The organism is Micromonospora sp. NPDC005163 (genome assembly GCF_053599835.1).
This window is the reverse complement of the sequence record NZ_JBSFYP010000071.1, coordinates 1-24,027: the sequence shown is the minus strand read 5'-3', so window position 1 is coordinate 24,027 and position 24,027 is coordinate 1. Positions and strand designations below refer to the sequence as shown.

Annotated in this window: 19 protein-coding genes and 1 riboswitch; of the genes, 7 read left to right on the top strand and 12 right to left on the bottom strand. The window is 72.7% G+C overall.

What is annotated here, in order from left to right; all coding sequences use genetic code 11:
• Nucleotides 1–8: 8 nt before the first annotated feature.
• Nucleotides 9–1,433: an acyl-CoA carboxylase subunit beta gene (locus ACWD6N_RS31580; protein ID WP_354965452.1), complete on the top strand. Its 1,425-nt coding sequence runs from the start codon at nt 9–11 to the stop codon at nt 1,431–1,433.
• A 59-nt stretch (nt 1,434–1,492) separates the two neighbouring features.
• Here the strand turns inward: ACWD6N_RS31580 and ACWD6N_RS31575 are convergent, their stop codons facing one another.
• The 9 genes from ACWD6N_RS31575 to ACWD6N_RS31535 form a co-directional block, all read right to left on the bottom strand.
• The gene (locus tag ACWD6N_RS31575; protein ID WP_354965453.1) at nt 1,493–1,711 is read right to left on the bottom strand and encodes a hypothetical protein; all 219 of its coding nucleotides are present in this window, start codon (nt 1,709–1,711) and stop codon (nt 1,493–1,495) included.
• A 105-nt stretch (nt 1,712–1,816) separates the two neighbouring features.
• Nucleotides 1,817–2,746: an ROK family protein gene (locus ACWD6N_RS31570; RefSeq protein ID WP_354965454.1), complete on the bottom strand. Its 930-nt coding sequence runs from the start codon at nt 2,744–2,746 to the stop codon at nt 1,817–1,819.
• Nucleotides 2,743–4,203 (bottom strand): argininosuccinate lyase, encoded by a 1,461-nt coding sequence (locus ACWD6N_RS31565; RefSeq protein ID WP_354965455.1) that lies wholly within the window; start codon nt 4,201–4,203, stop codon nt 2,743–2,745. The genes ACWD6N_RS31570 and ACWD6N_RS31565 overlap by 4 nt, the downstream gene beginning before the upstream one ends.
• A gap of 63 nt (nt 4,204–4,266) precedes the next feature.
• Entirely contained in the window at nt 4,267–5,220 is a 954-nt protein-coding gene (locus ACWD6N_RS31560; protein ID WP_354965456.1) for an amidohydrolase family protein, read from the bottom strand.
• Nucleotides 5,217–6,101, bottom strand: a complete 885-nt coding sequence (locus ACWD6N_RS31555; RefSeq protein WP_354965457.1) for a creatininase family protein — start codon at nt 6,099–6,101, stop codon at nt 5,217–5,219. The genes ACWD6N_RS31560 and ACWD6N_RS31555 overlap by 4 nt, the downstream gene beginning before the upstream one ends.
• The gene (locus tag ACWD6N_RS31550) at nt 6,098–7,894 is read right to left on the bottom strand and encodes an ABC transporter permease (RefSeq protein WP_354965458.1); all 1,797 of its coding nucleotides are present in this window, start codon (nt 7,892–7,894) and stop codon (nt 6,098–6,100) included. Before ACWD6N_RS31550 ends, ACWD6N_RS31555 begins: the two co-directional genes overlap by 4 nt.
• Nucleotides 7,891–8,964, bottom strand: coding sequence for an ABC transporter ATP-binding protein (locus ACWD6N_RS31545; RefSeq protein WP_354965459.1), 1,074 nt, complete (start codon nt 8,962–8,964; stop codon nt 7,891–7,893). Before ACWD6N_RS31545 ends, ACWD6N_RS31550 begins: the two co-directional genes overlap by 4 nt.
• Nucleotides 8,965–9,117: 153 nt before the next feature.
• Entirely contained in the window at nt 9,118–10,161 is a 1,044-nt protein-coding gene (locus tag ACWD6N_RS31540; RefSeq protein ID WP_354965460.1) for an extracellular solute-binding protein, read from the bottom strand.
• A 37-nt stretch (nt 10,162–10,198) separates the two neighbouring features.
• Nucleotides 10,199–11,362 (bottom strand): ROK family protein, encoded by a 1,164-nt coding sequence (locus ACWD6N_RS31535; RefSeq protein ID WP_354965461.1) that lies wholly within the window; start codon nt 11,360–11,362, stop codon nt 10,199–10,201.
• A gap of 394 nt (nt 11,363–11,756) precedes the next feature.
• On the opposite strand from ACWD6N_RS31535, the gene ACWD6N_RS31530 reads away from it, so the two are divergent.
• Nucleotides 11,757–14,459: a sugar-binding protein gene (locus ACWD6N_RS31530; protein ID WP_354965462.1), complete on the top strand. Its 2,703-nt coding sequence runs from the start codon at nt 11,757–11,759 to the stop codon at nt 14,457–14,459.
• Nucleotides 14,460–14,533: 74 nt separating this feature from the next.
• Here the strand turns inward: ACWD6N_RS31530 and ACWD6N_RS31525 are convergent, their stop codons facing one another.
• Both ACWD6N_RS31525 and ACWD6N_RS31520 read right to left on the bottom strand, forming a co-directional pair.
• Nucleotides 14,534–16,258, bottom strand: coding sequence for a glycoside hydrolase family 3 protein (locus tag ACWD6N_RS31525; protein WP_354965463.1), 1,725 nt, complete (start codon nt 16,256–16,258; stop codon nt 14,534–14,536).
• A gap of 104 nt (nt 16,259–16,362) precedes the next feature.
• A complete protein-coding gene (locus ACWD6N_RS31520) occupies nt 16,363–16,854 on the bottom strand; it encodes a DUF3145 domain-containing protein (protein WP_210917691.1) in 492 nt (163 codons plus the stop codon).
• A 309-nt stretch (nt 16,855–17,163) separates the two neighbouring features.
• Here ACWD6N_RS31520 and ACWD6N_RS31515 point away from each other — a divergent pair, with 309 nt between their 5' ends.
• On the top strand, nt 17,164–17,493 hold the full coding sequence (locus tag ACWD6N_RS31515) for a hypothetical protein (RefSeq protein WP_074313395.1): 330 nt from the start codon (nt 17,164–17,166) through the stop codon (nt 17,491–17,493).
• 92 nt (nt 17,494–17,585) lie between these two features.
• Here ACWD6N_RS31515 and ACWD6N_RS31510 read toward each other — a convergent pair whose 3' ends face one another.
• Entirely contained in the window at nt 17,586–18,209 is a 624-nt protein-coding gene (locus ACWD6N_RS31510) for a carbonic anhydrase (protein ID WP_387323755.1), read from the bottom strand.
• Nucleotides 18,210–18,389: 180 nt separating this feature from the next.
• On the opposite strand from ACWD6N_RS31510, the gene ACWD6N_RS31505 reads away from it, so the two are divergent.
• From ACWD6N_RS31505 to ACWD6N_RS31490, 4 genes are all read left to right on the top strand, one after another.
• A complete protein-coding gene (locus ACWD6N_RS31505; RefSeq protein WP_354965465.1) occupies nt 18,390–19,334 on the top strand; it encodes an alpha/beta fold hydrolase in 945 nt (314 codons plus the stop codon).
• A gap of 107 nt (nt 19,335–19,441) precedes the next feature.
• Entirely contained in the window at nt 19,442–21,559 is a 2,118-nt protein-coding gene (locus tag ACWD6N_RS31500; RefSeq protein WP_354965466.1) for a HelD family protein, read from the top strand.
• Between the two features lie 106 nt (nt 21,560–21,665).
• Nucleotides 21,666–22,583: a cation diffusion facilitator family transporter gene (locus ACWD6N_RS31495; RefSeq protein WP_354965467.1), complete on the top strand. Its 918-nt coding sequence runs from the start codon at nt 21,666–21,668 to the stop codon at nt 22,581–22,583.
• A gap of 141 nt (nt 22,584–22,724) precedes the next feature.
• A riboswitch (cyclic di-AMP (ydaO/yuaA leader) is annotated at nt 22,725–22,857 on the top strand.
• Nucleotides 22,858–22,862: 5 nt separating this feature from the next.
• A complete protein-coding gene (locus ACWD6N_RS31490; protein WP_387323751.1) occupies nt 22,863–23,927 on the top strand; it encodes a coiled-coil domain-containing protein in 1,065 nt (354 codons plus the stop codon).
• Nucleotides 23,928–24,027 lie beyond the last annotated feature (100 nt).

Below are 24,027 nucleotides of genomic sequence, written 5' to 3'. Positions count from 1 at the left end.
GCGCGCACGTGACCACCACCGCCCTCGGTGCGGACACCCGCACCGTGGACTACCGGGATCCTGAGGTCCGCCTCCGGGCGCTGTTCGACGCCGGCTCGCTGCGCCTGCTGGCCCCCCGGGACAGCTCCGGGGTGCTGTGGGCGCGCGGCGAGATCGAGGGCGGGCCGGCCATCGCCTACGCCACCGACGCCACCAGGATGGGCGGCGCGATGGGCACCGACGGGTGCCGGCACGTAGTCAACGCGATCGACACCGCCGTGCGGGAGCGGGTGCCGGTGCTGGGCCTCTGGCACTCCGGCGGCGCCCGGCTGGCCGAGGGCGTGGTCGCGCTCGACGCGGTCGGGCAGGTCTTCGCGGCCATGGTCCGCGCGTCGGGCCGGGTACCGCAGATCTCCGTGGTGCTCGGGCCGGCGGCCGGCGGCGCGGCGTACGGGCCGGCGCTGACCGACATCGTGGTGATGAGCGGCGCCGGGCGGATCTTCGTGACCGGGCCCGAGGTGGTCCGCAGCGTCACCGGTGAACAGGTCGACATGGAGCGCCTGGGCGGCCCCGAGCCGCACGGCCGGCGCTCCGGCGTGGTGCACGTGACCTGCGCCGACGACGCGGCGGCGATGGTCGAGTCGCGCAAGCTCGCCGCGCTGCTCGGCCGTCAGGGCCGGCTCTCCCCCGACGACGTTCCGGCCGTCGACGCGGACGGGCACGACCTGTCGGCGAAGATGCCGGCCGAGACCAACCGGGCGTACGACGTCAAGCCGGTGGTCAAGGCCCTGCTCGACGCCCCCGGCGTGGAGCTGCACGCCAGGTGGGCGCCGAACGTGGTGACCACGCTGGGCCGGTTCGCCGGCCGGACGGTCGGGGTGATCGCCAACAACCCGCTGCGCCTGGGCGGCTGCCTGGACGCGTCCAGCGCGGAGAAGGCTGCCCGGTTCGTCCGGATGTGCGATTCGCTGGGCGTACCACTGATCGTGCTCGTCGACGTGCCCGGTTACCTGCCCGGCCTGGGCCAGGAATGGGACGGCGTGGTCCGGCGCGGGGCGAAGCTGCTGCACGCGTTCGCCGAGGCGGTGGTGCCGCGGGTGACCCTGGTGACCCGCAAGGCGTACGGCGGCGCGTACATCGCGATGAACTCCCGCTCGCTGGGTGCCACCGCGGTCTTCGCCTGGCCGGACGCGGAGGTCGCGGTGATGGGCGCCAGCGCGGCGGTCAACATCCTGTACCGCAAGAAGCTCGCCGCGGCTCCGGCGGAGGAGCGGGAGACGCTGCGCGCGCAGCTGATCGAGGAGCAGACCCGCACGGCGGGCGGGGTCAACCGGGCGCTGGAGATCGGCGTGGTGGACGACGTGATCAAGCCAGCGGAGACCCGTCGGCGGATCGCCGAGGCGTTGGCCGGCGCCCCGGCCGCCCGCGGCGCACACGGCAACATCCCGCTGTAGCGGTGTGAGGAAGGGCCCTTTGTTATCGCCTCGCGATAACAAAGGGCCCTTCCTCACGTTCAGGCCCGGTTGCGCGGGTGGTGCTTCGCGGTGCGCTCGTTGCCCCGGCGGTAGTTGCCGGTCCAGCGGGCCATCACCAGCTGCGGGTCGTCGTCCACCTCGGCGAGGAACTCCGCCGCCCGGCCGCCGCGCAACGTGGTGGCCACCCGCCCGTGATGCGTGATCACGACGGCGCCGTCGGCCCGCTCTACCCAGTAGAAGTCCCGCGCCTGACCCATGCCGGCCAGGCTGCCAGGTCGGCCGGGGCGGCGCTACCGGATTCCGGCCGGGCGGGTCGACGCCTGTGCCGGCCGGGGGTACGGGCCGGCACAGGCCGCGTCGAGTCAGCCGGCGGCCGGGACCGCCTCCCGAGCCAGGAGCACCGCGCCGAGCAGCGCCGCGTCGGCGGCGAAGCTGGAGAGCACGATCTCCGGCCGATATGGCAGCACCTCGGCGAGCCGTTCGACGATCAGCCCGCGGATCAGCTCGCTGCCGGCCACCCCGCCGACCAGCACCACCCGCTGCGGATCCACCAACAGACAACAGGTGATCAGATGGCGGGCGATCTCGTCGACCCTGCCGCGCAGCACGTCCCGGACCTCGCCGGGCTGGTCGGCCCGGGCAGCCAGCCCGGCCGCCCCGTCCGGTACGTCCAACTCGGCGGCGAGCTGGTCCAGAGCGCGCCCGGAGAAGACCGACTCGAGCATCCTGCCGGGACGGGCGGCGCCAGCGAGGGCGTACCCGATCTCACCGGCGGCCCCGTGCCGTCCGGCCAGTACCGTGCCGCGCACGGTGACCGCTGCCGCCACCCCCGTGCCCAGCCCGACCACCAGGCCGGGGTCGGCGTCGCGTAGCGCGCCGAGCCGCAGCTCGGCCAGTGCGGCGGCGTTGAGGTCGTTGTCGACCGCGACCGCCGGTACGCCGAGCCAGTCGCGGACCGTGTCGACCAGCCGCAGCCGGTCCCAGCCCGGCACGTTCGGCGCCAGGTCGATGCCGTCGGGTCGGACCACACCGGGCGAGGCGACCCCGACCGCCGCGACCGGGCCACCGACCTCTCCGAGCAGCCTCGTCGTCACCTCCAGCGCCCGGTCCAGCGCCTGGCGGGCACCCCGGTCGGCGTGCGTCGGCACCCGCTCGCTGGCCAGCAGCCGGCCCGAGCCGTCGGCCACCCCGACCGCCATCTTCGTGCCGCCGAAGTCGATGCCGAGCAGCAGACCGCCGACGTCTCCGGCTCCGGCGGCCTGCTCGGCGCGGTCGGCCAGTCGTACCGTCACCTGGCCGTCACCTCAGCGACCTCGTCCAGCGCGGCGTCGGCCGCCGCGAGACGGTCCCGGACGGCGGCGAGCCGGCCGGCGACGGTGTCGAAGGCGCCGCGCAGCTCGCCCACCTGGGCGCGGACGGCGTCCGAACCGGGACCGTCGATCTGGGCCCGGCGCAGCACAAGCTCCGGGCGGACGGCGGCGGCGATCAGGTCGGCGACCGCCGCGTCGTCCAACGGCGCGCTCAGGCCGACCGCGTCGGCGGCTGCGCGCACGTCGCTCTCCGTCCAGGAGTCCGGCGCGCCGCTCCGAACCAGCCGGCCGACCACGGAGTGCGCGGCCCGGAACGGCACCCCGTGCAGGGTCAGCGCGTCGGCAGCGGCCGTGGTGGTGGCACCGGAGGCGACAATCTCCTCCCGGGACGGCGGTTCCAGCGGCTCCAGCTCGGCCAGGAAGCCGCCGAGCAGGGCGAAGAAGCGGTCCGTACGGTCGTTGCTGTCCCAGAGCCGGACCTGCACGTCGGTGGTGGCGTTGTTGGAGTCCTCCCACCAGGCCGCACCGACGTTGTTGAGCACCGAGGCGGCGTCCCCGGCGGCAGCGCCGGCCATCGACACCAGATGCTCCAGCACCACCGGGTTGCGCTTCTGCGGCATGATGCTGCTGCCCTGGGTGAAGTCGCCGGGCGTGGCCACCCAGCGCCAGGTCAGCCAGTCCATCAGGGTCCGGGCCAGTCGGGCACCGGTGGCCAGCGACTGGGCGTTGAGCGTGCCGACCCGCACCAGGTGGTCGGCACCGGCCACCGCCTCGTAGGAGTTGGTGACCAGGCCGTTGAAGCCGAGCAGCTCGGCCACCCGGGCCGGGGAGATGTCCAGGTCCGTGCCGGCGAAGGCGCAGGAGCCCAGCGGCGAGATGTTCAGCTGGTCGATCAGGTCGGCGTAGGCGACCGCCTCACCCGCCAGCGCCTCGGCGTAGCCGGCGAGTGCGTGGCCGATGGTGGTGGGCTGCGCGGGCCGGCGGTGCGTGTAGCCGGTGATGACCACGTCGGCGTAGCGGTCCGCGACGTCGAGAGCGGTCGCACCGGTGGCGAGCACCCGGTCGAGCACGCCGAGCAACTGGTCACGGAGCAGCATCCGGAACACCCCGGCGTCGAGGTCGTTGCGGCTGCGGGCGAGCTGCACGTCGAGCTGGGCGGCCGGGATGCCGCACGCCTCGGCAAGGCGCTTCTCCATCAGGTAGTAGACGTCCTCGAAGCTGCCGTCGTAGATCGGCGCGGAAGCGGTGTCGGCACGCAGCACGGCCAGTCCCCGCAGCAGTCCGGCGCCCCGCTCGGCGGGGATGAGCCCCCGCTCGGTCAGCATCACCACGTGGGCCTGGCTGGCTCGCACCATCGCCGGAAAGAGGTGCTCGACGTGGTGCTCGTAGGTGGGCCGTAGGTGGTGCCGCTGGTAGGTGGTCAGCGCGGAGGTGCTCATGAGGGTCCTTACTTCCTTCCAGGCCGGGGGCGGCGGGTCCGCCGCCTCCGGGGCGTCAGCCGGTCAGTCGGTCAGGCCGAGTAGTCGTTCGGCATTTCCGGCGAAGATGGCTCGCAGGTGGTCGTCGGGCATGCCCAACTCGCGACAAACCCGCAGTTGGTCGTCGAGGTAGCGGGTGACGTAGCCCCGGGGGAACCACGACGAGTCGCTGCCGTAGACGATGCGGTCCGGGCCGATGGTCTCGTAGCAGCGGCGGAAAAGATCCTCCAAGGTGAGCTTGTACGGCATCCACCGCACCCACTGGTTGGACCCGGACGTGTCGATGAGGATGTTCGGGCAGCCCCACGCGGCGAAGAACAGCTCCTGCACGTGTTGCACGCCGAAGTGCGGCACCACGACCGACAGCTCGGGGAAGCGCCGGGCCATCCGGGCCAGCTCGTCCGGGCCGCCGTACCGGCCGAACGTCAGGCCACCCGCGCTGCCGTAGTGCCCGATGTGGATGAGCACCGGCACGCGGAGTCGCTGGGCGGTGCCCCAGAGCGGATCCAGCGCGGGGTCGTCGAGCGGACCGCGCAGGAGCGGGGCGAAGAGCTTCAGCCCGCGCAGGCCGCGCTCGGTCACCGCTCGCTCCAGTTCGGCGGCGGCGTCCGGGCCGTACGGGTCGTGATGGGCGAAGCCGAGCAGCAGGTCCGGATGCCGGTCGACGACGTCGGCGACGCTGTCGTTGCCGCCGCCGGTGACGAAGACCGCCTTGCTGATGTGGTGCGTGCGCAGCTCCTCGGCCCATCGGTCGGCCTCGTCCTGCCAGCGCTCGGCGGGCGGCTCCGGGTCGGGGAAGCTCCACGCCCGACGCCACTGGGCGGCGTACGGTGCGGCACCGGCAGCCCGGACGCTCCGCTCGTGATCACCGCCGGGGTGCATCCCGGCCTCGTGCTCACGGGCCCGGATGGTCTCGTCGGCACCGATCCGGAAGTGCAGGTGGAAGTCGACGATCTCGAGTCCACGGTCGCCGCTCATGATGCTCCCCTGATCGGTGCGGTGTCGCCGGGCTGGGTGGGGGTTGTCGGTCGGCCCGCGTCTGATCCGGGGGTCGACGAGGTGGGCAGCGGGTCGTCGGTCGGCGGCGCGGGCAGCGGTGCGGCCACCCAGGCTTCGACGATCTCCCGCAGCCGGCCGCCGGCCAGCTCGCGGACCCGCCGACCGGCCTCCTCGCTGGCCAGTGAGATGTGCCCGGACCAGCCCTGCCAGGGGTCTGGTCGGGACTCCACCAGCACGTACGGGTGGGTCACCGGCAGTTTCGGCTTCGGCGGCAGGTCGGTGACCGCGTCGAGGCGCACCGCCTCCGGGTCGAAGCCGAGCACACCGGAGGTCTCGTACGCCCCGCCGTGGCCCCGCGCCGGTAGGGCGCCGTAGATCTCGGTGGTCTCCGCGGGGGTGACCAGCTGGAACCAGTTCACCAACAGCAGGCTGGCCTGTCGCCGGCCGGAGACCCACTCCATCGCGGCCCGGACCGTGGACATGTTCGCGTCGTGGCCGTTGACGATGAGCAGTCGGGGGAACCCGGCGGCGACGATTCCCTCGATGACGTCGGCGAGGTAGCCGACCGCGATCTCCGGCCGGATCGCCACCGTGCCCGGCCAGGGCCGGGTCTGCCCGGGGCAGGCGGCGTAGGGCACGGCGGGGAAGAGCACTCCCCGGGGTCCGGAGGTGGCGGCGCTCTCGCCCGCGAAGCCCTCGGCCAGGATCAGGTCGGTGCCCAGCGGCAGGTGCGGGCCGTGCCATTCGACGGCGCCGACCGGCAGTACCGCGAAGTCCGCCGCTTCGGCCACGGCCGCCAGCTCACCGCCGGGCACCCGGACCGCCGGGAGTAGCGCGCCGGTGGCCGGCCACATCCTCATGCCGTCCACTGCGCCGCCTCCCGGGAGGCCCGCCGGCCGGTTTCGAGCCGACCCGAGACCACCATCACCACGAAGATCAAAACGACCTGGAGCATGCCGTACGCGGCGGCGGTGCCGACCTCGAACGAGTACATCCTGTTGTTGATCTCGACGGAGATCGGCGCGGTCTGCGAGGTGTAGATCAGCACGGAGGCGACGAACTCGCCAACGCCGTGCACGAAGGCCAGCAGCGCGCCCGCGATCACGCCCGGCAGCATCAGTCGCAGGGTCACCGAGCCGAAGGCGCGCCACCACGAGGCGCCGAGGTTGCGGGCCGCCTCCTCCAGCGCGGGGTCGATCTGGGCGAGCGTGGCCGAGCTGGACCGGAAGACCAGTGGGAGGAATCGCACGAAGTACGCCAGCGGCATGATCCAGAACGTGCCGATCAGGACCTGGCCGAAGCTGAACGCGTTACCGGTGCTGAACGCCGAGATCAGGTTGATCGCCACCACCGTGCCGGGCAGCGCCCACGCCAGCATCACCGCCACGTCCAGGACGCCGCGCCCACGGAAGTCGAGCCGGCGCACCGCGTAGGCGATCAGTACGCCGACCACGACGCAGCCGACGGTGGCCAGCAGGCTCATCTGCAACGAGTTGAGGATCGGCTGGAACGCGTTCGGATCGGAGAAGATCGTGACGAAGTTCTGCATGGTGTACGCCGCGGGCACCACTTCGGTGGTCCACGAGCCGTCGGCGGAGAACGCCACCAGCGCGATGGTCGCCACCGGGGCCAGCAGCACCACGGTGGCCAGCAGCGACGCGCCCAGAGCCACCCAACGCCCGAAGGGGTTGGTGATCTCGCGGCGGTGCGCGGCGACCCCCTTGGACTGGGAGCGGTAGCTGCGCCGCCCCTCGTACCAGCGCATACCGAGCAGGAACAGCACCGAGACCACGCCCAGCACCGAGGCGTAGGTGGACGCCATCGGCAGGTCGCCGTTGGTGCGGTTGATGTAGATCTGCATGGTCATGGTCTGGTCCACACCGAAGAGCAGCGGGGCGGTGTACGACGCCAGCGACGTCATGAAGACCAGCAGCGAGGCGGAGACCAGCGCCGGGGTGAGCATCGGCAGCAGGACCGTCCGCCAGACCCGGACCCGACCCGCGCCGAGGTTGTAGGCGGCCTCCTCCACCGACGGGTCCATCCCGGCCAGCGCCGCGGCAGCGGACAGGTAGAAGAACGGGTACATGGTGAAGGTGTGCACCACCAGCACCCCGGCGATGCCGCTGAAGGGCAACACCGGCTCGGCGGTGCCGAAGACCTGCTGAAGCCCGCGCGGCAGGATGCCGGTCTCGCTGTACAGCAGTTGGAATGAGATCGCGCCGATCAGCGGTGGCAGCGCCGCCGGCACCAGGATGATCGCCTCGATCAACCGCCGGCCGGGAAACGAGAAGCGCTTGAGCAGGAAGGCCATCGCGACCCCGACGATCCCGCAGAGCAGCACGCTGGCAGCGGAGATGATCAGGGAGGTGACCAGGGATGATCGCGCGACGCCCGAACTGGTGAAGAAGCTGGTGTAGTTCGCCACCCCGTCGACGCCGACGCTCTCGGCGAAGGTGGCGAACATCGGCTGCACCACGTACCCGAAGAGGATCAGCGCGAGCGGCAGCACCAGCAGGTACGGGAACCAACGCGAGTTCGTCCCGCCGGTGAACCGATCGGTGAAGCGTCGCCGCCGTCCGTCGCCGGAGGACGCCGGGCTCCCGGTGACCGGTGGAATGGTGGCCGGGCTCGGGGTGGCGGGGATGGTGCTCATGGACGCACCACCCACATCCGCTCCCGCGGCAGCCGCAGCCCGAGCTGGTCGCCCACCGACAGGCCGGCCGGCGGATCGACGGCGGCCACCTGCACCGCCTCGCCGGCCACGTCGACCAGGAGGTTGGTGGACATGCCGGTGAACTCCAGCTCGGTGACGCGGCCGGTGACCACGCCAGGCTCGGTGGCCGAGGTGAGGCCGATGTGCTCGGGGCGTATCGAGACCAGGGCGGTCGCCCCCGTGCCCAACCCGTGATCCGCGGGAGCGGCGACGCCGACCTGGCTGCCGTCGGGCAGCCGCACCGTGACCGTCTCCGGGCCGACGCCCAGCACCGGCAGGCTCAGCACGTTGCTGCGGCCGATGAACCGGGCGACGAAGCTGGTCGCCGGACGGTGGTAGATCTCCTGCGGGGCGCCGATCTGCCGCACCCGACCGGACTCCATCACCGCGATCCGGTCGGACATCGCCATCGCCTCGGCCTGATCGTGGGTGACGTAGAGCGAGGTGGTGCCGGCCTCCCGCTGGATCCGCCGGATCTCGACCCGGGTCTCCTCACGGAGTTTGGCGTCGAGATTGGAGAGCGGCTCGTCGAGCAGCAGGGTCCGCGGTCGGATGACCAGTGCGCGGGCCAGCGCCACCCGCTGCTGCTGGCCGCCGGAGAGCTGGTCGATCCGACGCTCGCCGTAGCCGGCCAGGTGGACCTGGGTGAGCGCCTCCTCGACCCGCCGCTTCGACTCGGCCCGGCCGACCTTGCGGATCTTCAGCCCGTACGCGACGTTCTGCGCGACGGACATGTGCGGGAAGAGCGCGTAGTTCTGGAACACCATGCCGGTGTCGCGCTTGTTCGGCGGGCGCCGGGTGACGTCCTGGTCGCCGAACCGGATCCGCCCGGAGGTCGGGAAGTAGAACCCCGCCACCATCCGCAGGGTGGTGGTCTTGCCGCAACCGCTCGGGCCGAGCAGGGTGAAGAACTCCCCGGCGGCGATGGTGATGTCGACGTCGTCGACGGCCGCGGTGTCGCCGGCGCGCGAGAAGCGCTTGCTCACCGACTCCAGCGTGACATCGATCATGATGTCTCTCCTCAGTCCGGAACCGGGCGTGGCCGGTCGCAGGGGTGGGGCGGGCCGGGGAGCCGGTCGGACGCGAGTCACCTCGGCCGTCCAGCGCCGGTACGTCCCCGGCGCGGCGCCGGACCGGGATTTCCCGGTCCGGCGCCGATCCGGTCAGCCCTTGTTCTTGATCTCGCCGTTCCAGTGGTTGATCCAGTCGGTCTCGTTCTTACCGACCACGTCCCAGTCGACGTCCATCGGCTTGAGCTGGAGCTGGGCGAGCCACTCCGGCTCCTCGGCGATGTCCACCGCGGGGATCTGGTAGTAGTCCTTGGCCAGGTCGGCGCGGAGCTTGTCGTCGAAGAGGAACTCGATGAACTTCTGGGTGCCCGTGGTGTTGCCACCCTTGACCGCGGCGAGACCGTCGACCAGCACGGGCGCGCCGGAGGCCGGCATCACGAAGCCGAACGGCATGTTCGACTGGTTGGCCTGGAGCAGGATGTCCTGCAGGTTCCAGGCGCTGAGCAGGCCCTGCTGCCGGGAGAGCTTCAGGTACAGGTCCGCTGGGTTCGCGGCGTACGCGCCGGTGTTGGCGTCGAGCTTCTTGAGCCAGTCGTAGCCCGGCTGGGGGTTGCTGCCGTCGGCGGACTGCTGCTGGATCATCGAGGCGTAGATCGACCGCATGGTGCCGGACGCGGCCACGTCGCGAATGACGATCTTGTCTTTCCACTGCGGCGCGAGCAGGTCGTCCCAGTCCTTCGGGGCCTGCTCAGGGGTGAGCGCCTTGTTGTTGTACATGATGACCTCGGGCAGCAGGATCTCGCCGAACCAGCGGCCCTCGGCGTCCTTGTACCGGGCGTCCATCTTGCTGGCGAACGTCGGCTGCCAGGCGGTCAGCAGGTCCTCGGACGCGCCGGCGGCCAGCCCCTGTTGGGTGCCGCCCCACCAGATGTCCGCCTGCGGGTTGGCCTTCTCGGCCCGGACCCGCTCGAGGATCTCCTGGGCGCCGAGGTTGAGGACCTCGACCTTCCCCTTGTACTCGGGGAATTTCGCGGTGAACTGGTCGACCACGAAGGTCGAGACCTTCTTGTCACGGGCCGTGTAGATCGTCAGCGACTCGACGCTGCCGTCGGCCGCGTCGTCGCCACCACCGCAGGCGGCGGTGCCGACGACCAGGGCCGCGGCGAGCGCTCCGGCGAGGAAAAGGCGACGTCTCATGAGTACCTCCAGGGGGGACGAGGGAAAACCGGGGTGGTTACGGGGCGGGAAGCAGGTTGGGTAGGCCGGCCGCGGCGGCCGACAGCGCGTAGCTGACCGCACCGTGCAGCACCGCCTGATCGCCGAGCACCGCCCGGCGTACCTCGGTCGATGCGGGCGCGCCGGCGCTGACGAGAGTCTGGATCCGCTCGACGGCGGCATCGTCGAGCTGTGCGGCGGCACCGCTGAGCAGGACCCGACCCGGGTCGATGACGCAGACGCACGAGACGATCAGTCGGGACCAGGCGGTCAGCAGTTCGTCCAGGAACGCGGCGGCGGCGCCTCCGGTGCGCGCCAGCTCCACCAGGGCGCGTACCGGCGCCTCGGGACGGCGGCCCGGCGCCAACGCGACCACCCGCTCGGCGATGGCATTCTCCGACCAGCGTGCCTCGAAGGGGCCGATCCCGTCGTGACCACGATCCGCGGCGTCCAGCGGCAGGAAACCCACCTCGCCGGCGGCGCCACCGGCGCCCCGACGGACCTGCCCGTCGAGCACCAGACCCGCGCCAATGCCGTCGGCGACGTGCAGCAGCAGCAGGTCGGCGACGTCACTGCCCGCCCCGGCGGCGTGTTCGCCCGCCGCCATCAGGTTCACGTCGTTGTCGACCACGACCGGTACGCCCAGCCGCCGTTGGACCATCTCCCCCACCGGCCGACCCTCCACCAGACCGACCGACGGGGCGAGACGGACAGCGCCTCCGGAGGAGACGCCAGGCGCCGCGATGGCCACACCCCGCAACGCCGGCAAGCCCTCCCCGGCCAGTTCGGGGATGGAACGGCAGATGGTGTCGACGATGTCACCGGCGAGTCGGACGGCACGGTGGGCGACCACAGCTCCGTCGCTGTCGGCGATCTCGCAGCTGATCCGGGACGGCTCCAGCGAAACGGCCGCGACCAGCTCGGCGCGAGGGTTGAACTCCAACATCGCGCGGGGACGCCCCGAGCGGGACGCGCCCGGCCCTCGCTCCAGAAGGTAGCCCTCCGCGATCAGCTCACGGACCAACGGCGTGAGCGTGGCGGGGCTCAGCCCGGTCAGCTCGGTCAGCTCGGCACGCGAGAGCAGGCGTACCTGGCGGGCGGTGGAGATCACGGAAAGCCGCTTGATCTCCTTCGACCGCTCCCGGCTCACCGGGCTCGTTGGTGGCGTCACCACGTCAGTCACACTTCCTTCCTACGGCGAACGAACTATGGAGTCAAGTAACGACTGGGTCTCGGCGACCAACCAAGACCCCTCGGAGCAGGAAAAATGCCTTTATGCACTGATGCGGATCCAGAGAGTGACCCCCTGGTTACGCCCGAGTTCGTTTCTTCTAGAAAAGAAGAAAGTCCCTTCGTGGGTATTGACGCTCCTCGCCGACGATCTCTAGCGTCACCCGGCGAAGGCCTTCCAGTGTGTACGGAAGTCCCGTACCGCTGTGCACCCCGGTGACGCCCGTCGATCGGGGCCTCACCGCCGCCCATCCCACCAACGAACCGGACCCGACCCGTCGGGGCGGCGCATCCCGCGTCCCCCGCCGGTCGTCGCTGTCCGGACCCCGCGGTTCGGAAGGATCCACATGCGACTCAAGGCATTCCTGCTACCGACGGCGCTCGCGCTGGCCCTGTCCGGGACACCAGGCGCCGCCCTCGCCGCCACCGCCCACCCCGCCGCCGGCGGCGCGGTCGACCTCGACGTGCTCTTCGTCAGCGCCCACCCCGACGACGAGGCGGGCAGCCTCGCCACGCTGGGGCAGTGGAAGGAGAAGTACGGCGCCAAGGCCGGCGTCGTCACCATCACCCGTGGCGAGGGCGGCGGCAACGCCGTCGGCCTCGAGGAGGGGCCACCACTCGGCATCATCCGGGAGCGCGAGGAGCGGACCGCGATCGGGCGGGCCGGCGTGCAGAACCTGTACAACCTCGATCGGGTCGACTTCTGGTACACCGCCTCGGCACCGTTGTCCGAGCAGATCTGGGGCCACGACGACACGCTCGCTCAGATCGTCCGGGTGATCCGGACGACCCGCCCCGAGATCATCATGACCATGAACCCGTCGCCGACCCCGGGTAACCACGGCAACCACCAGCAGGCCGCCAGGTTCGCCGCCGAGGCGTTCCAGGCAGCCGCCGACCCGAAGGCCTTCCCGGAGCAGATCCGCAAGGAAGGGCTCAGCGTGTTCCGGGCCGCGAAGTTCCTGCGTACCGGTGGAACCGGCAGCTCCTCGGCCGGCCCGGCGTGCGCGTCCAGCTTCACCCCGACGGTCCCGACCGACCAGGTCTTCGGCGTCTGGGAGGGCACCCCGAGCAGCAGCCGCAAGACCTGGGCGGAGATCGAGGTCGAGGCCCGCCGGGAGTACGTGACCCAGGGCTGGGCCGGCACCGCGGCCGCCCCGACCGACCCGGCGAAGATCCGCTGCGACTTCTACACCCTCGTCGACAGCCGGGTGCCGTACGACCCGGAGGACAGCTCACCGGAGGCGATCCTGCGCGGGTCGATGCTTCCGTCGACCAAGGGCGGGCTGCCCAAGGGCACCGAGCTGTACCTGACCACCGACCGCTTCGACGTGGCACCCGGCGAGAGCGTCGAGGTCACGGCGCACGTCAAGGCCGCCGCCAACCGGGCACTGAACCACCCCGGGGTGACGCTGCAGGTGCCGGCCGGTTGGTCCGTCTCCGGCGGTAGCGGGCTCGGCGTGAGCGTCCCGGCTGGCCGGGATCGGACGGCGACCTTCACCGTCACCGTGCCGAAGGGCGCCGAGACGGGCACGCAGAAGCTGCTCTCGGCCACCCTGAGCACCAAGGGCCAGGGCTCCGGCAGCACCGACGAGGCCGTCCGGGTCGTCGCCGATGTACGCGGCACCCTGGAGCCGCTGCCCGAGGTCGGTCTCTTCCGCGACTGGGCGAGCGCGGGCGGCTACGGCCAGCTCGACACCCTGATCAAGCCGGTGCTCACCATCGGCTCCGGCAAGAGCCGCGACGTCCGGGTCGACCTGCGCAACGTCGGCGAGACCGTACAGAACGGCACGGTCACCCTCGGCCTGCCCGCAGGCTTCACCGCCGACGCCGCCACGAAGAGCTACCGCGACCTGGCGGCCGGCGCCACCGGCGCGGTCACCTTCAGTGTCACCAACAGTGACGCCTCGCTGCCGACGGCCAACGAGGGCGGCGACGGCGGCGACTACGGCATCACCATCACCACCGCCAGCAGCACCGGCAGCACGGTCGAGACCGGCGCCCTGGAGATCGTGCCGACCACCGAGGTGCCGCAGGCCGGCGCCGCCCACGCCGTCGATGGAGTGGCCAGCGCGGGCGAGTACCCGGGCGAGGAGCTCGACTTCTCGCGCATCTGGGAGGGCGAGGCGACCACCGCGACGGACGCCTCCGCCAAGGGTCGGATCGCCTGGACCGCGGACGCGCTCAAGGTGATCGTCACGGTCACCGACGACGTGCTCGGCCGGAAGGTGGTGCCGCAGGATTGCAAGCGCCAGCGGCGGACCGACAGCGTCGAGATCATCGTCGACCCGAAGGGCGACTCCTCGGACACCTCGACCGTGTTCAAGGCGGGCATCTTCCCCATCACCGACGACCCGGCCAACGGCAACCCGCCGTGCTGGCAGCGCGACGCCGACAACCGGCAGGGCCCGGGTGGGCAGACCGCTCCGGGAATGACCGTGGTCAGCAAGGTCAGCGAGCCCTACACCGGCTACACGATCGAGACGAGCATCCCGTTCGCGGTGCTGCCCGACGCGGTCGACCCGGCCCGGATGGGCTTCAACGTGCTGGTCTACGACTCGGACACGCAGGATCTCGCCTCCCAGTCCCGACTCGGCTGGTCGACGTTCACCGGCGTACGAGCCGACCCGTACCGCTACGGCCTGGTCACCCTGCCCGGCTACACCCCTGCCCAGCAGGACCCGAGCACGCCGGTCTTCCCGGACACCTCGGCGCGCAGCGTGCACAGCCCGCAGACGATCGCCCAGTCGGCGGTCGGCGGCGTGGCGCCGGCGGCGGTGCCGCGGCTGCCGGAGCGGGCGCTGCGCCTCACCCGGCAGCACCGGGTGAACGGCGGGGTCGAGGTCTCCCTCCAGTCCGACCGTACGGGCACGGCGTATCTCTACACCTGGAACGGCGACCGGGCACTGGGCAGCCGCACGGTCGAGTTGCGACCCGGCCGGCCGGTGACCGTGCTGGTCCCGGTCGACGGGGATAAGGCGGAGGCCGTGCTGGCCGCGTTCGAGTCAGGTGGCTCGGCCGTCGCTCAGCAGGTCACGATCCGCCGCTGAGGTCATCGGGTAACACGGGCAGGTGCCGGACGAACCGGACGGCACCTGCCCGCCGCCGCGCTGGCGGTCGGCGGTCAGGTGCCGCAGGTGGTCGCGGGCAGACCGGGCACGGTCACCGGGGACCGGCCACCTGGGCGGGCCTTGCCGGCCAGCACGGCGGCCAACGCGGTCATCGACGCCCGGCTGGAGGAGTACGTGGCCAGCAGCGTCGGCGACTTCGCCTTGGCCAGCACGTACGGGGTGTCCATGGCGACCGTGACCGCCGCGTCGGCGCGCAGGTCGGTGGCGCCGTCGCCGTAGCCGACCAGGTGCACCACCGTGCCTCCCTTGGGCACCACCTTGACGCCGGCCGCGGTCAGCGCCTCGGTGAGCAGCGACCGGGTGCCGTCCCGCCCGCCGGAGGAGGTGACGGTGATCGGTCCGCGCACCGCGCCGCCGCAGGCGCCGCGCAGCACGGTTACCGCACCGGCGGCCAGCGCGTCCGCCGCCGCGCGGTGCGCCGGGGCGTTGAGCGTGGACATCTCGGCGGTCGGGAGCGCCGCCAGCCGGAACTTCATGGTCAGCACCCGGGTGACCGCCTCGACCAGTCGGGCCCGGGTCAGCGACCCGCCGCGCAGCGCGGCGAGCAGCCCGTCGTACGCCTGGCCGACGTTCGGGGTCATCAGGATCAGGTCGTTGCCGGCGTTCAGTGCCCGGACCGCGGCCTCGCCGGGAGCCCAGCGCTTCGCCGGGGGCATGTTCATGCCGTCGGTGATCACCACGCCGGTGAAGCCGAGCTGGCCGCGCAGCACGTCGGTGAGCAGCTTGTGCGAGAAGGTGGCCGGGGTGCCCGGGTCGATGGTCCGCGCGTCCAGGTGACCGGACATCACGGCCATCGCGCCGGCGTCGATGCCGGCGGTGAACGGTGGCCAGGCACCGCTCTTCAGCGCCGCCGCGGACTGGGTGAGCACCGGCAGGTCCTGGTGCGAGTCGTCGGCGCTGTGGCCGTGACCCGGGAAGTGCTTCAGGGTGGCGGCGACGCCGACCGCCTGGAGGCCCCGGACCGCGCCGCCGACCTGCGCGGCGGCCCGCTTCGGGTCCGAGCCGTAGGACCGGGAGCCGATCACCGTGCTGCGGGTGGCCAGCACGTCGGCCACCGGAGCGAAGTCGACGTTGATCCCCATCGCGGCCAGCTCGGCGCCGGCGGCCCGCCAGGCGGCCTCGGTCAGCGCCGGGTCGCCGGCCGCACCGGCGGCGAGGGCGCTGGGCAGCACGGTGACGTCGTTGGTGATCCGGGTGACCACGCCGTACTCCTGGTCGGTGCCGACCAGGAAGGGCGCGGAGCCGGCGGCGAGCCGACCGGCGGCGGCGCGGAGGCCGCCGGTCAGCTCGTGCACCTGCTTCGGGTTGTCGACGTTGGTGGTCTCCTGGTTGCCCTTGGTCGGGTCGTCGGCGCTGAACCCGACCAGGATCAGCCCGCCCAACCGGTACTTGGCGATCATCTCGGCGGGGGTGTCGACCCCGGCCAGCGCCTGGTTGCCGGCGGCCGAGCCGGGTGAGACCTTCGTGGCCGAGTCGCCGTAGGCGTACGGCATCAGCACCTGGCCGACCAGGTCCTCGTCGGAGAGGGTGGCGACCAGCGCCGCCGCCTGGGCGGCGGGGTCGCCAGGCGGCATGGTCGTGGGGGCGCTCGGGCCGGCGGAGGTGCCGGCCGGACCGGGCGTCGGCGCGGGGTGGTCCGCGGTACCCGAGCAGCCGGAGACGAGCAGGGCGGTCAGGGCGGCGACGGCGACGCTGGCGCGACGCGGGCGAATCGGCACCCACCCATCCCACCAGTTCGCCCTTATCGGGGCAACTTGACCTCACCGGTCAGCCGCCGCCGCGCCAGCGTGCGGGCAGGTGGCCCGACCGGCGGGTGACCGGGTCAGCCGACCCGGGTGAGCAACGTCACCGGGGCGCCGTCGCCGGCGTACCGGTAGGGCTCCAGGTCATCGTCCCACGCGGTGCCGAGCGCCTTGTCCAGCGCGTGCGCCAGCGCCTCCGGCGCCCGGGCCGCGGCCATCAACGCCCGCAGCCGGTCCTCGCCGAGCTGGATGTCGCCGGCCGCACCGACGGTGGCCCGGAACAGGCCGCGCGCCGGCACGTACATGAAACGTTCGCCGTCGGCGCCGGGACTCGGTTCCTCGGTCACCTCGAAACGGATCATGGGCCACTGCCGTAGGGCAGCAGCCAGCTCGGCGCCCGTCCCCGGACGACCGGTCCACCCGCACTCGGCCCGGCGGGCGCCGGGGTCGACGGGCTGAGCCGTCCACTGCAGGTTGACCGGCGCGGCTAGGACGCGCGCGATCGCCCACTCGACGTGCGAGCACACGGCGAGCGGGGTCGAGTGGACGTATACGACGCCACGCGTTGGCACGGTGACCTCCCGGAGAGCGAGGTGCGTCTTCCCCTACGACCTCGTCCACCGGAGTTGTTGCTGCTACACATGATTACTCGTGTGACGGATGGTGCGCCAGAGAATCGGAAAAAACGCCGGCCGGAATAGCCGGACGGGTGGTCCCCGTTGCCTCTCAGGACACCGCGACGACCAGCCTGATGTCGTGGTCCTGTACAGTTCCATCGGCGGCTTGTGCCGCGCACAACTTCGTGGGTCGACCCAGGTGGTGGCCCGCACACAGCCCCCGGACGTTCCAGTCCTCCCGTACGTCTTGCAAGGAGTACCTCCGTGGCGAGCAACACCTCTAAGACCGCGCGCGCGTCCGTCCGGGCCGGCCAGGCTGGCCAGGGTGGCGCCCTCAGCGTGCTGGGCGAGTTCAAGTACCTCATCCCGCTCAACGGCGGCAAGCACGCCTACGTGCGCAACCTGACCAACGGCAAGACCGCGCACCTGCGCACCGACTCCGAGGCCTTCGTCGAGGAGATCCGGGTGCTGGCCGCGGCCGGCCACGCCGCCAAGATCCGGGCGGAGATCAACAACCTGAACACGACCCACCCGGGCGACGGCTGGGACGCCACCGAGAAGCGCCTGGTCGAGGCCGGCGTCTTCGAGGGCTGAGCCCTCCCCCACCGCTACACCTCGAACCGCCCGCCGGGATCTCCCGGCGGGCGGTTCCGCGTTCGCCACCTGGCCGCCGGGCCGCCGGGGGCTCAGGCCGGGTCCAACAGGGCGACCTCCCCGGTGGCCAGGTCGTAGAGACCGCCGACCACGGCCACCCCGCCCGCGGCGACCGGCCCGGCCAGCAGGTCGTCGTGGCGCAGGGTCCGCACCGTGCGCCGGACGTGCCGGCGGATCGCCAGCGGATGCACCGCGGGGTCGTCCAGCCCCGCCTCGGTCACCGCCGGAGCGATCTCGTCCACCAGGTGGGCCAGCGACCCGGCGGGACGCACCCCGGCGCGCAGCGCGTCCACCGCGGCTCCCACCGCGCCGCACCGCTCGTGGCCGAGCACCATCACCAGCGGTACGCCGAGCTGGCCGACCACGTACTCGATCGAGCCGCACACCGCGCGGTCCAGCACGTGCCCACCGGTGCGGATCACGCAGATCGCGCCGAAGGTCTGATCGAAGATCGCCTCCAGCGGCACCCGCGAGTCGATACAGCCGAGCACCACCGCGTACGGCTGCTGGTCGCCCGAGGCGGCCGCGGCGGCGGTGACGTCGTGTCCGTGCACCGGCTGGCCGCTGACGAACCGCCGGTTACCGGCGAGCAGCTCGGCCAGCGCGGCGCGCGGCGTACCACCGGCCTGCCGCCCCGGTGCCGACGGTCCACCCACCGGCGGTCCGGGCGTTGCCCCCGACGACCCCATGCCGTTCAGCTTGGCCCGCTGTGGGGTGGCCACGGGCGGGGTCGGGAATGTTCTCTGCGCGTGATTGGCGTGGTGTCATGGCGGGTAGCCGGTGTTACCGCCGGGTATGCCGGTGCGGTTCGTGCCGGGCGGCCCTGGGAGGTGGCGATGCCGGAGCGGTTCGAGGTCGGTCTGCCCGACGGGGTACGCCTGCACGTCGAGGCGACGGGGCCGACGGACGCCCCGGTCACCGCCGTTCTGCTGCACGGCTGGACGCTGGACGGGCGCAGCTGGCACCGGCAGGTCGACGCCCTCACCGGGTCGTCCGGCGACGCGGTGCGGGTGGTCACCTACGACGCGCGGGGGCATGGCCGGTCCAGTTGCATGCCGCTGCCCACTGCCACCCTGGCCCAGCTCGGCGACGACCTGCTCGCGGTGCTCGACGCGGTCGCGCCGACCGGGCGGGTGGTCCTGGTCGGGCACTCGATGGGCGGCATGACGATCATGGAGTACGCGCACCGCCACCCGGCGCACTTCGCCGCCCGGACCGCCGGCCTGGTCTTCGTCTCGACCACCGCCGAGGGGCACACGCACACCGTCTACGGGCTCTCGCCCCGGATCGCCCGGCTGATCCGGCTGGCCGAGACGACCGGCGCCGGGGTGCTGGCCCGGTGCGGTTCGTGGCGCGCACCCCGGGCGCTGCTGCGCGCGCTGCAACCGAGCATCCGCTGGATGCTCTTCGGCGACCGCTGCGATCCGGCCGACATCCGGCTGGTGACCTCGGCGGTGGCCCGCGCCTCGCTGCGCTCGATCGGCGGGTTCCGCGCCTCGATCGGCGCCCAGCACCGGCTGGACACCCTCGCCGCGCTGGCCCACCTGCCGGCGGCCGCGCTGGTCGGCGACCGGGACCGGCTGACCCCGCCGCCGTGCGCCGAGTCGATCGCCGCGGTACTGCCGGCCACCGACCTGACCGTCTGCCCGGGGGCCGGGCACATGCTGATGATGGAACGCCCGCACGAGGTGAACGCCGCGCTGACGGGCGTCCTGAGCCGGGTGCTCGCCGAGCCGGCGCCCCGCGCGAGCGGCACGACCCCCGCCGGGACGGGTGTCTGACCACGTTCCCGCACCTCGGGCGCGGGAGGCCGGGCCCAGGGCCGTACCCTTCTGCGGTTGGCCCGCGCGGTTCGCGCCGCTTGCCGGCGACATCGAAGGAGCGTGCGTTGACCGACCAGACCGCCCTGGAGCAGGAGATCGCCGTCGAGCAACGGCACCTCGACCGGGTGTACGCCCGACTCGCCGAACTGCGGCGGTCGGCGGTCCGCGCCGAGCGGGACGGCTACCGGATGGCCCGGGTGGGCACCTTCGGCGCGCTCGTCGAGCGCGACGCGATGGTCTTCCACGCCGCGCAGCGGCGGCACACCCTCGACGCCGAGCACGAGGGGCTGGTCTTCGGCCGTCTGGACCTGCGGGACCGGCAGGTGCTGCACGTCGGTCGGCTCGGCATCCGCGACGAGGACGCGACGACGCTGGTCGTCGACTGGCGGGCACCGGCCGCCGCCGCCTTCTACCAGGCCACCCCGGCCCAGCCGCAGGGCGTGGTGCGCCGGCGCACCATCCAGTCCCGCAGCGAGCGGGTCACCCGGATCGAGGACGACCTACTGGACCCGACCGCCGCTCCCGAGGGGATGACGGTGGTCGGCGACGGCGCGCTGCTGGCGACCCTGTCCCGGGCCACCGGCCGGGGCATGCGCGACATCGTGGCGACCATCCAGCGGGAGCAGGACGAGGCGATCCGCTCGCCCGGCTCCGGGGTGACGATCGTCGCCGGCGGCCCGGGCACCGGCAAGACCGCGGTCGCCCTGCACCGGGCCGCCTATCTGCTGTACTCCGACCGCAGCCGGTACGCGGGCGGCGGCATCCTGGTGGTCGGCCCGTCCTCGGTCTTCGTGGAGTACATCGCCTCGGTGCTGCCCTCGCTCGGCGAGGACACCGCGACCCTGCACTCGCTGGGCACCCTATTCCCGGGGATGACCGCCACCCGCACCGACTCACCCGAGGTGGCGGCGGTGAAGGGTTCGCTGCGGATGCGCCGGGTGCTGGAACGCGCGGTGCGGGACGCGGTGCCGGGCGGCCCGGGCGAGCTGCGGCTGCTCTACCGCGGCACGCTGCTGCGGCTGGACCGGGCCGAACTGGACGGGATCCGGGACCGCGTGCTGAACCGGGGTGCCCGGCGCAACGAGGTCCGTCGGGCCGGCTTCGACGGTGTCTTCGCCGCGCTGTGGGCACAGGCTCGCCGGTTGGGCATCGGCCGGCTGCCGGAGCAGCGGGCCTTCGAGGACGAGATCGCCGAGCGGTCGGAGTTCCGGGAGTTTCTCAAGGCGTGGTGGCCACGGCTGCACCCCCGGCACGTGCTCGGCTGGCTGGCCCGACCGGATCGCCTGCGCCGGTACGCGGGTGGGATCCTCTCCACCGCCGAGATCCGGCTGCTCAGCGCGGCGTACCAGAATCTGGACGCCGCCGGGTTGACCATCGCCGACGTGGCGCTGCTGGACGAGCTGGACGCGCTGCTCGGCAAGCCGGCGCAGCCGGCCCGCGCCCGACGTGACCCGTTCCAGCTCGCGGGCGGGGTCCGCGAGCTGAGCAGCTTCGGCGACCGGCAGCGGGCCGCGCGGGCGGCGGCCCGGGAGCGGCCGGCGGACTACCGGGAGTACGCGCACGTGGTGGTGGACGAGGCGCAGGACGTCTCGCCGATGCAGTGGCGCATGGTCGGTCGGCGCGGCCGACTGGCCTCCTGGACGGTGGTGGGTGACCCGGCGCAGACCGCGTGGACCGGTGACCCGGAGGAGCTGAACCGGGCCCGGGACCAGGCGCTGGGCCGACGCAAGCGGCACGACTTCACGCTGACCACCAACTACCGCAACTCGGCGGAGATCTTCGCGGTGGCGGCGGCGGAGATCCGCCGGATCTATCCCGACCTGCCGCTGCCGACCGCCGTCCGCTCCACCGGGGTCGATCCGGTCGAGCTGGTGGTGCCCGCCACCGAGCTGGAGACCGCGACCGTGGAGGCGGCCACCGGCCTGCTGGCCGAGGTGGAGGGCACGGTCGGGGTGATCACCCCGGTCCCCCGCCGCGACGAGGTCGCCGGTTGGCTCGGCGCGCTCGGTGCGCCGCGGCTGCAGGTGGTGACCAGCCTGGAGGCCAAGGGCATGGAGTACGACGGGGTGGTGCTGATCGCCCCGAGCGAGATCCGGGCGGATCCGGGCGCCGGGGTACGCACCCTCTACGTCGCGCTCTCCCGCGCTACCCAGCGCCTCACCACCATCGACCCGACGGGCTGACCTGCGGCGGCGCCCCTCGCGGGTCGGCGACCTGCCGTACACTTGCATACATAGCGATGTGAGCATACATTTGACCCGGTCCCGATCGACGGCGGAGGGTGGTCTCGTGGGCGCAGGTCATGACCACCACCACGGGTCGGTCACCAACGCCGCGCACCAGCACCGGGGGCGGCTCTGGACAGCGTTCGGGCTGCTCGCCGCCCTGATGGTGGTCGAGGCGGTGGCCGCGTTCCACACCGGCTCCCTGGCCCTGCTCTCCGACGCCGGCCACATGTTCACCGACGTGCTCGGCATCGGGATGGCGCTCGCCGCGATCACCGCCACCCGGCGGGCCACCGGCGACCCGCAACGCACCTTCGGGCTCTACCGACTCGAGGTGCTCGCCGCGCTGGCCAACGCGGTCCTGCTCTCCGGTGTCGCGGTCTACGTGGTGATCGAGGCGATCCGCCGGTTCGGCGACCCGCACGAGGTGCTGGCCGGTCCGATGCTCGCGGTGGCCGTGCTCGGCCTGCTCGCCAACGTGGCCGCCTTCGGCCTGCTCCGCGCGGGCGCCCGGGAGAGCATCAACCTTCAGGGCGCCTACCTGGAGGTGCTCGGCGACCTGCTCGGCTCGCTCGGCGTGATCGGCGCGGCGCTGCTCATCCAGGTCACCGACTGGTGGTGGGCCGACCCATTGGTCGCGGTCGCCATCGGCGTGTTCATCCTGCCGCGCACCTGGCGGCTGGGACGGGCCGCGGTCCGCATCCTGGTGCAGGCCGCCCCGGAGCACCTCCAGGTCACGGCCGTGCACGACCGGCTGGCCGCGGTGCCCGGCGTGGTCGAGGTGCACGACCTGCACGTCTGGACGCTCACCTCGGGCATGGAGGTGGCCTCCGCGCACCTGACCATGGCGCCCGGCGCGGATGTCGGAGTGGTGCTCACCGCGGCACGCACCGCCCTGCACGAGGACTTCCGGATCGAGCACGCGACGTTGCAGATCGAACCCGGCGCGGCCCCCGGGGCGTGCGGTTCGGTCGAATGGTAGTGCGTTTCAGGAGTTTTACTCGGCTTGGCCGGAATTTTCCGTGACGACGCACGCACCGTCCGTCACATCGGCTGCACTGGTCCCATCGGCACCGGTAGGCTCGGTCCCGGCCTCCACCCGGCGGCGCCCTCCCGGCGCCGGTGGCGGTCGCCGCCTAATCGCCCGAACGGGGCGAACCGGGGAACCATGTTCCTGGGGTGCATCCGCGTCCGCGGTAGGGATCTTCCGTCCCGAACCCGTCAGCTAACCCGGTCGGCGGCTGACGGAAGGACATGCGTAGTGGTACCAGCACGACCACCCGCCGCCCGACTGGCGGCCCTGATCGTCGCGATGTTCGCCCTCAGCGTCGCGATCCCGGCCGGCGCCGCCTCGGCCGCTCCCCCGACCGGCCAGCGGGCCGCCGCGGCACCCGACGGAGACGAAGAGGGCGGCACCCCGGCGCTGCGGGCCCAACTGGAGGCGGCCAGCAAGGGATACCTGGACGCGAAACGCGCCCTGGACACCTCCGTGCGGCGGCAGCAGCAGCTCGCCACCCAGCTGAAGACCACCGAGATCGAACTCACGGCGCGCAGCGGCAAGGTCGACGAGATCGCCGGACTGGCCTACCGCACCGGCCGGCTCGGCACGGTGTCGGCGCTGCTCAGCAGCAGCACCCCCGAGGGCTTCATGGACCGGGCCGTCACGCTGGACGCGGTCGCCGCCAACGAGGACCGGGCGCTGCGCGACCTCACCGCCACCAGGGACGAGGTCAATCGCACCCGCATCGCCCTGGACGGCGAGATCCGTGAGCAGCGCAAGCAGGTCACGGTCATGGCCAAGCGCAAGGAGCAGGCCGAACGGGCGCTGACCGTGGCCACCACGAAGGCCCGTACGACCGCCGACGGCGGCTCGAACCGGGGCACCTCCACCGCCAACGCCACGGCCGCGCCGCGCAACTCCGACGGCTCCTGGCCGTCGGAGTCGTGCAGCGTCAACGACCCCACCCCGGCCTCCGGCTGCATCACCCCGCGCACCCTGCACGCGCTCAACCAGGCCAAGGCGGCCGGCTTCACCCGGTACGTCTCCTGCCACCGCAACGGCGGCTCCGGCGAGCACCCGAAGGGCCGGGCGTGCGACTTCGCCGCGCAGAAGGGCGGCTTCGGCGGCGACGCCACCGGCGGTGACAAGACGTACGGCAACAACCTGGCCGCGTACTTCATCCGCAACGCCGACCGGCTCGCCGTGCTGTACGTGATCTGGTACAGGCAGATCTGGCTGCCCAGCAGCGGGTGGAAGTCGTACAGCGGGGCGGGCGGCGACCCGTCCAGCGACCACACCAACCACGTGCACCTGTCGGTGTACTGACCCGCCGGCCGGGGGGCCCCCCCCCCGGGGGGGGGCCCCCCCCCGGGGGGCGGGCGCGTTCCGCCCTTTTTGCCAGGCGGGGGGGCCCCGCCCCGCCCCC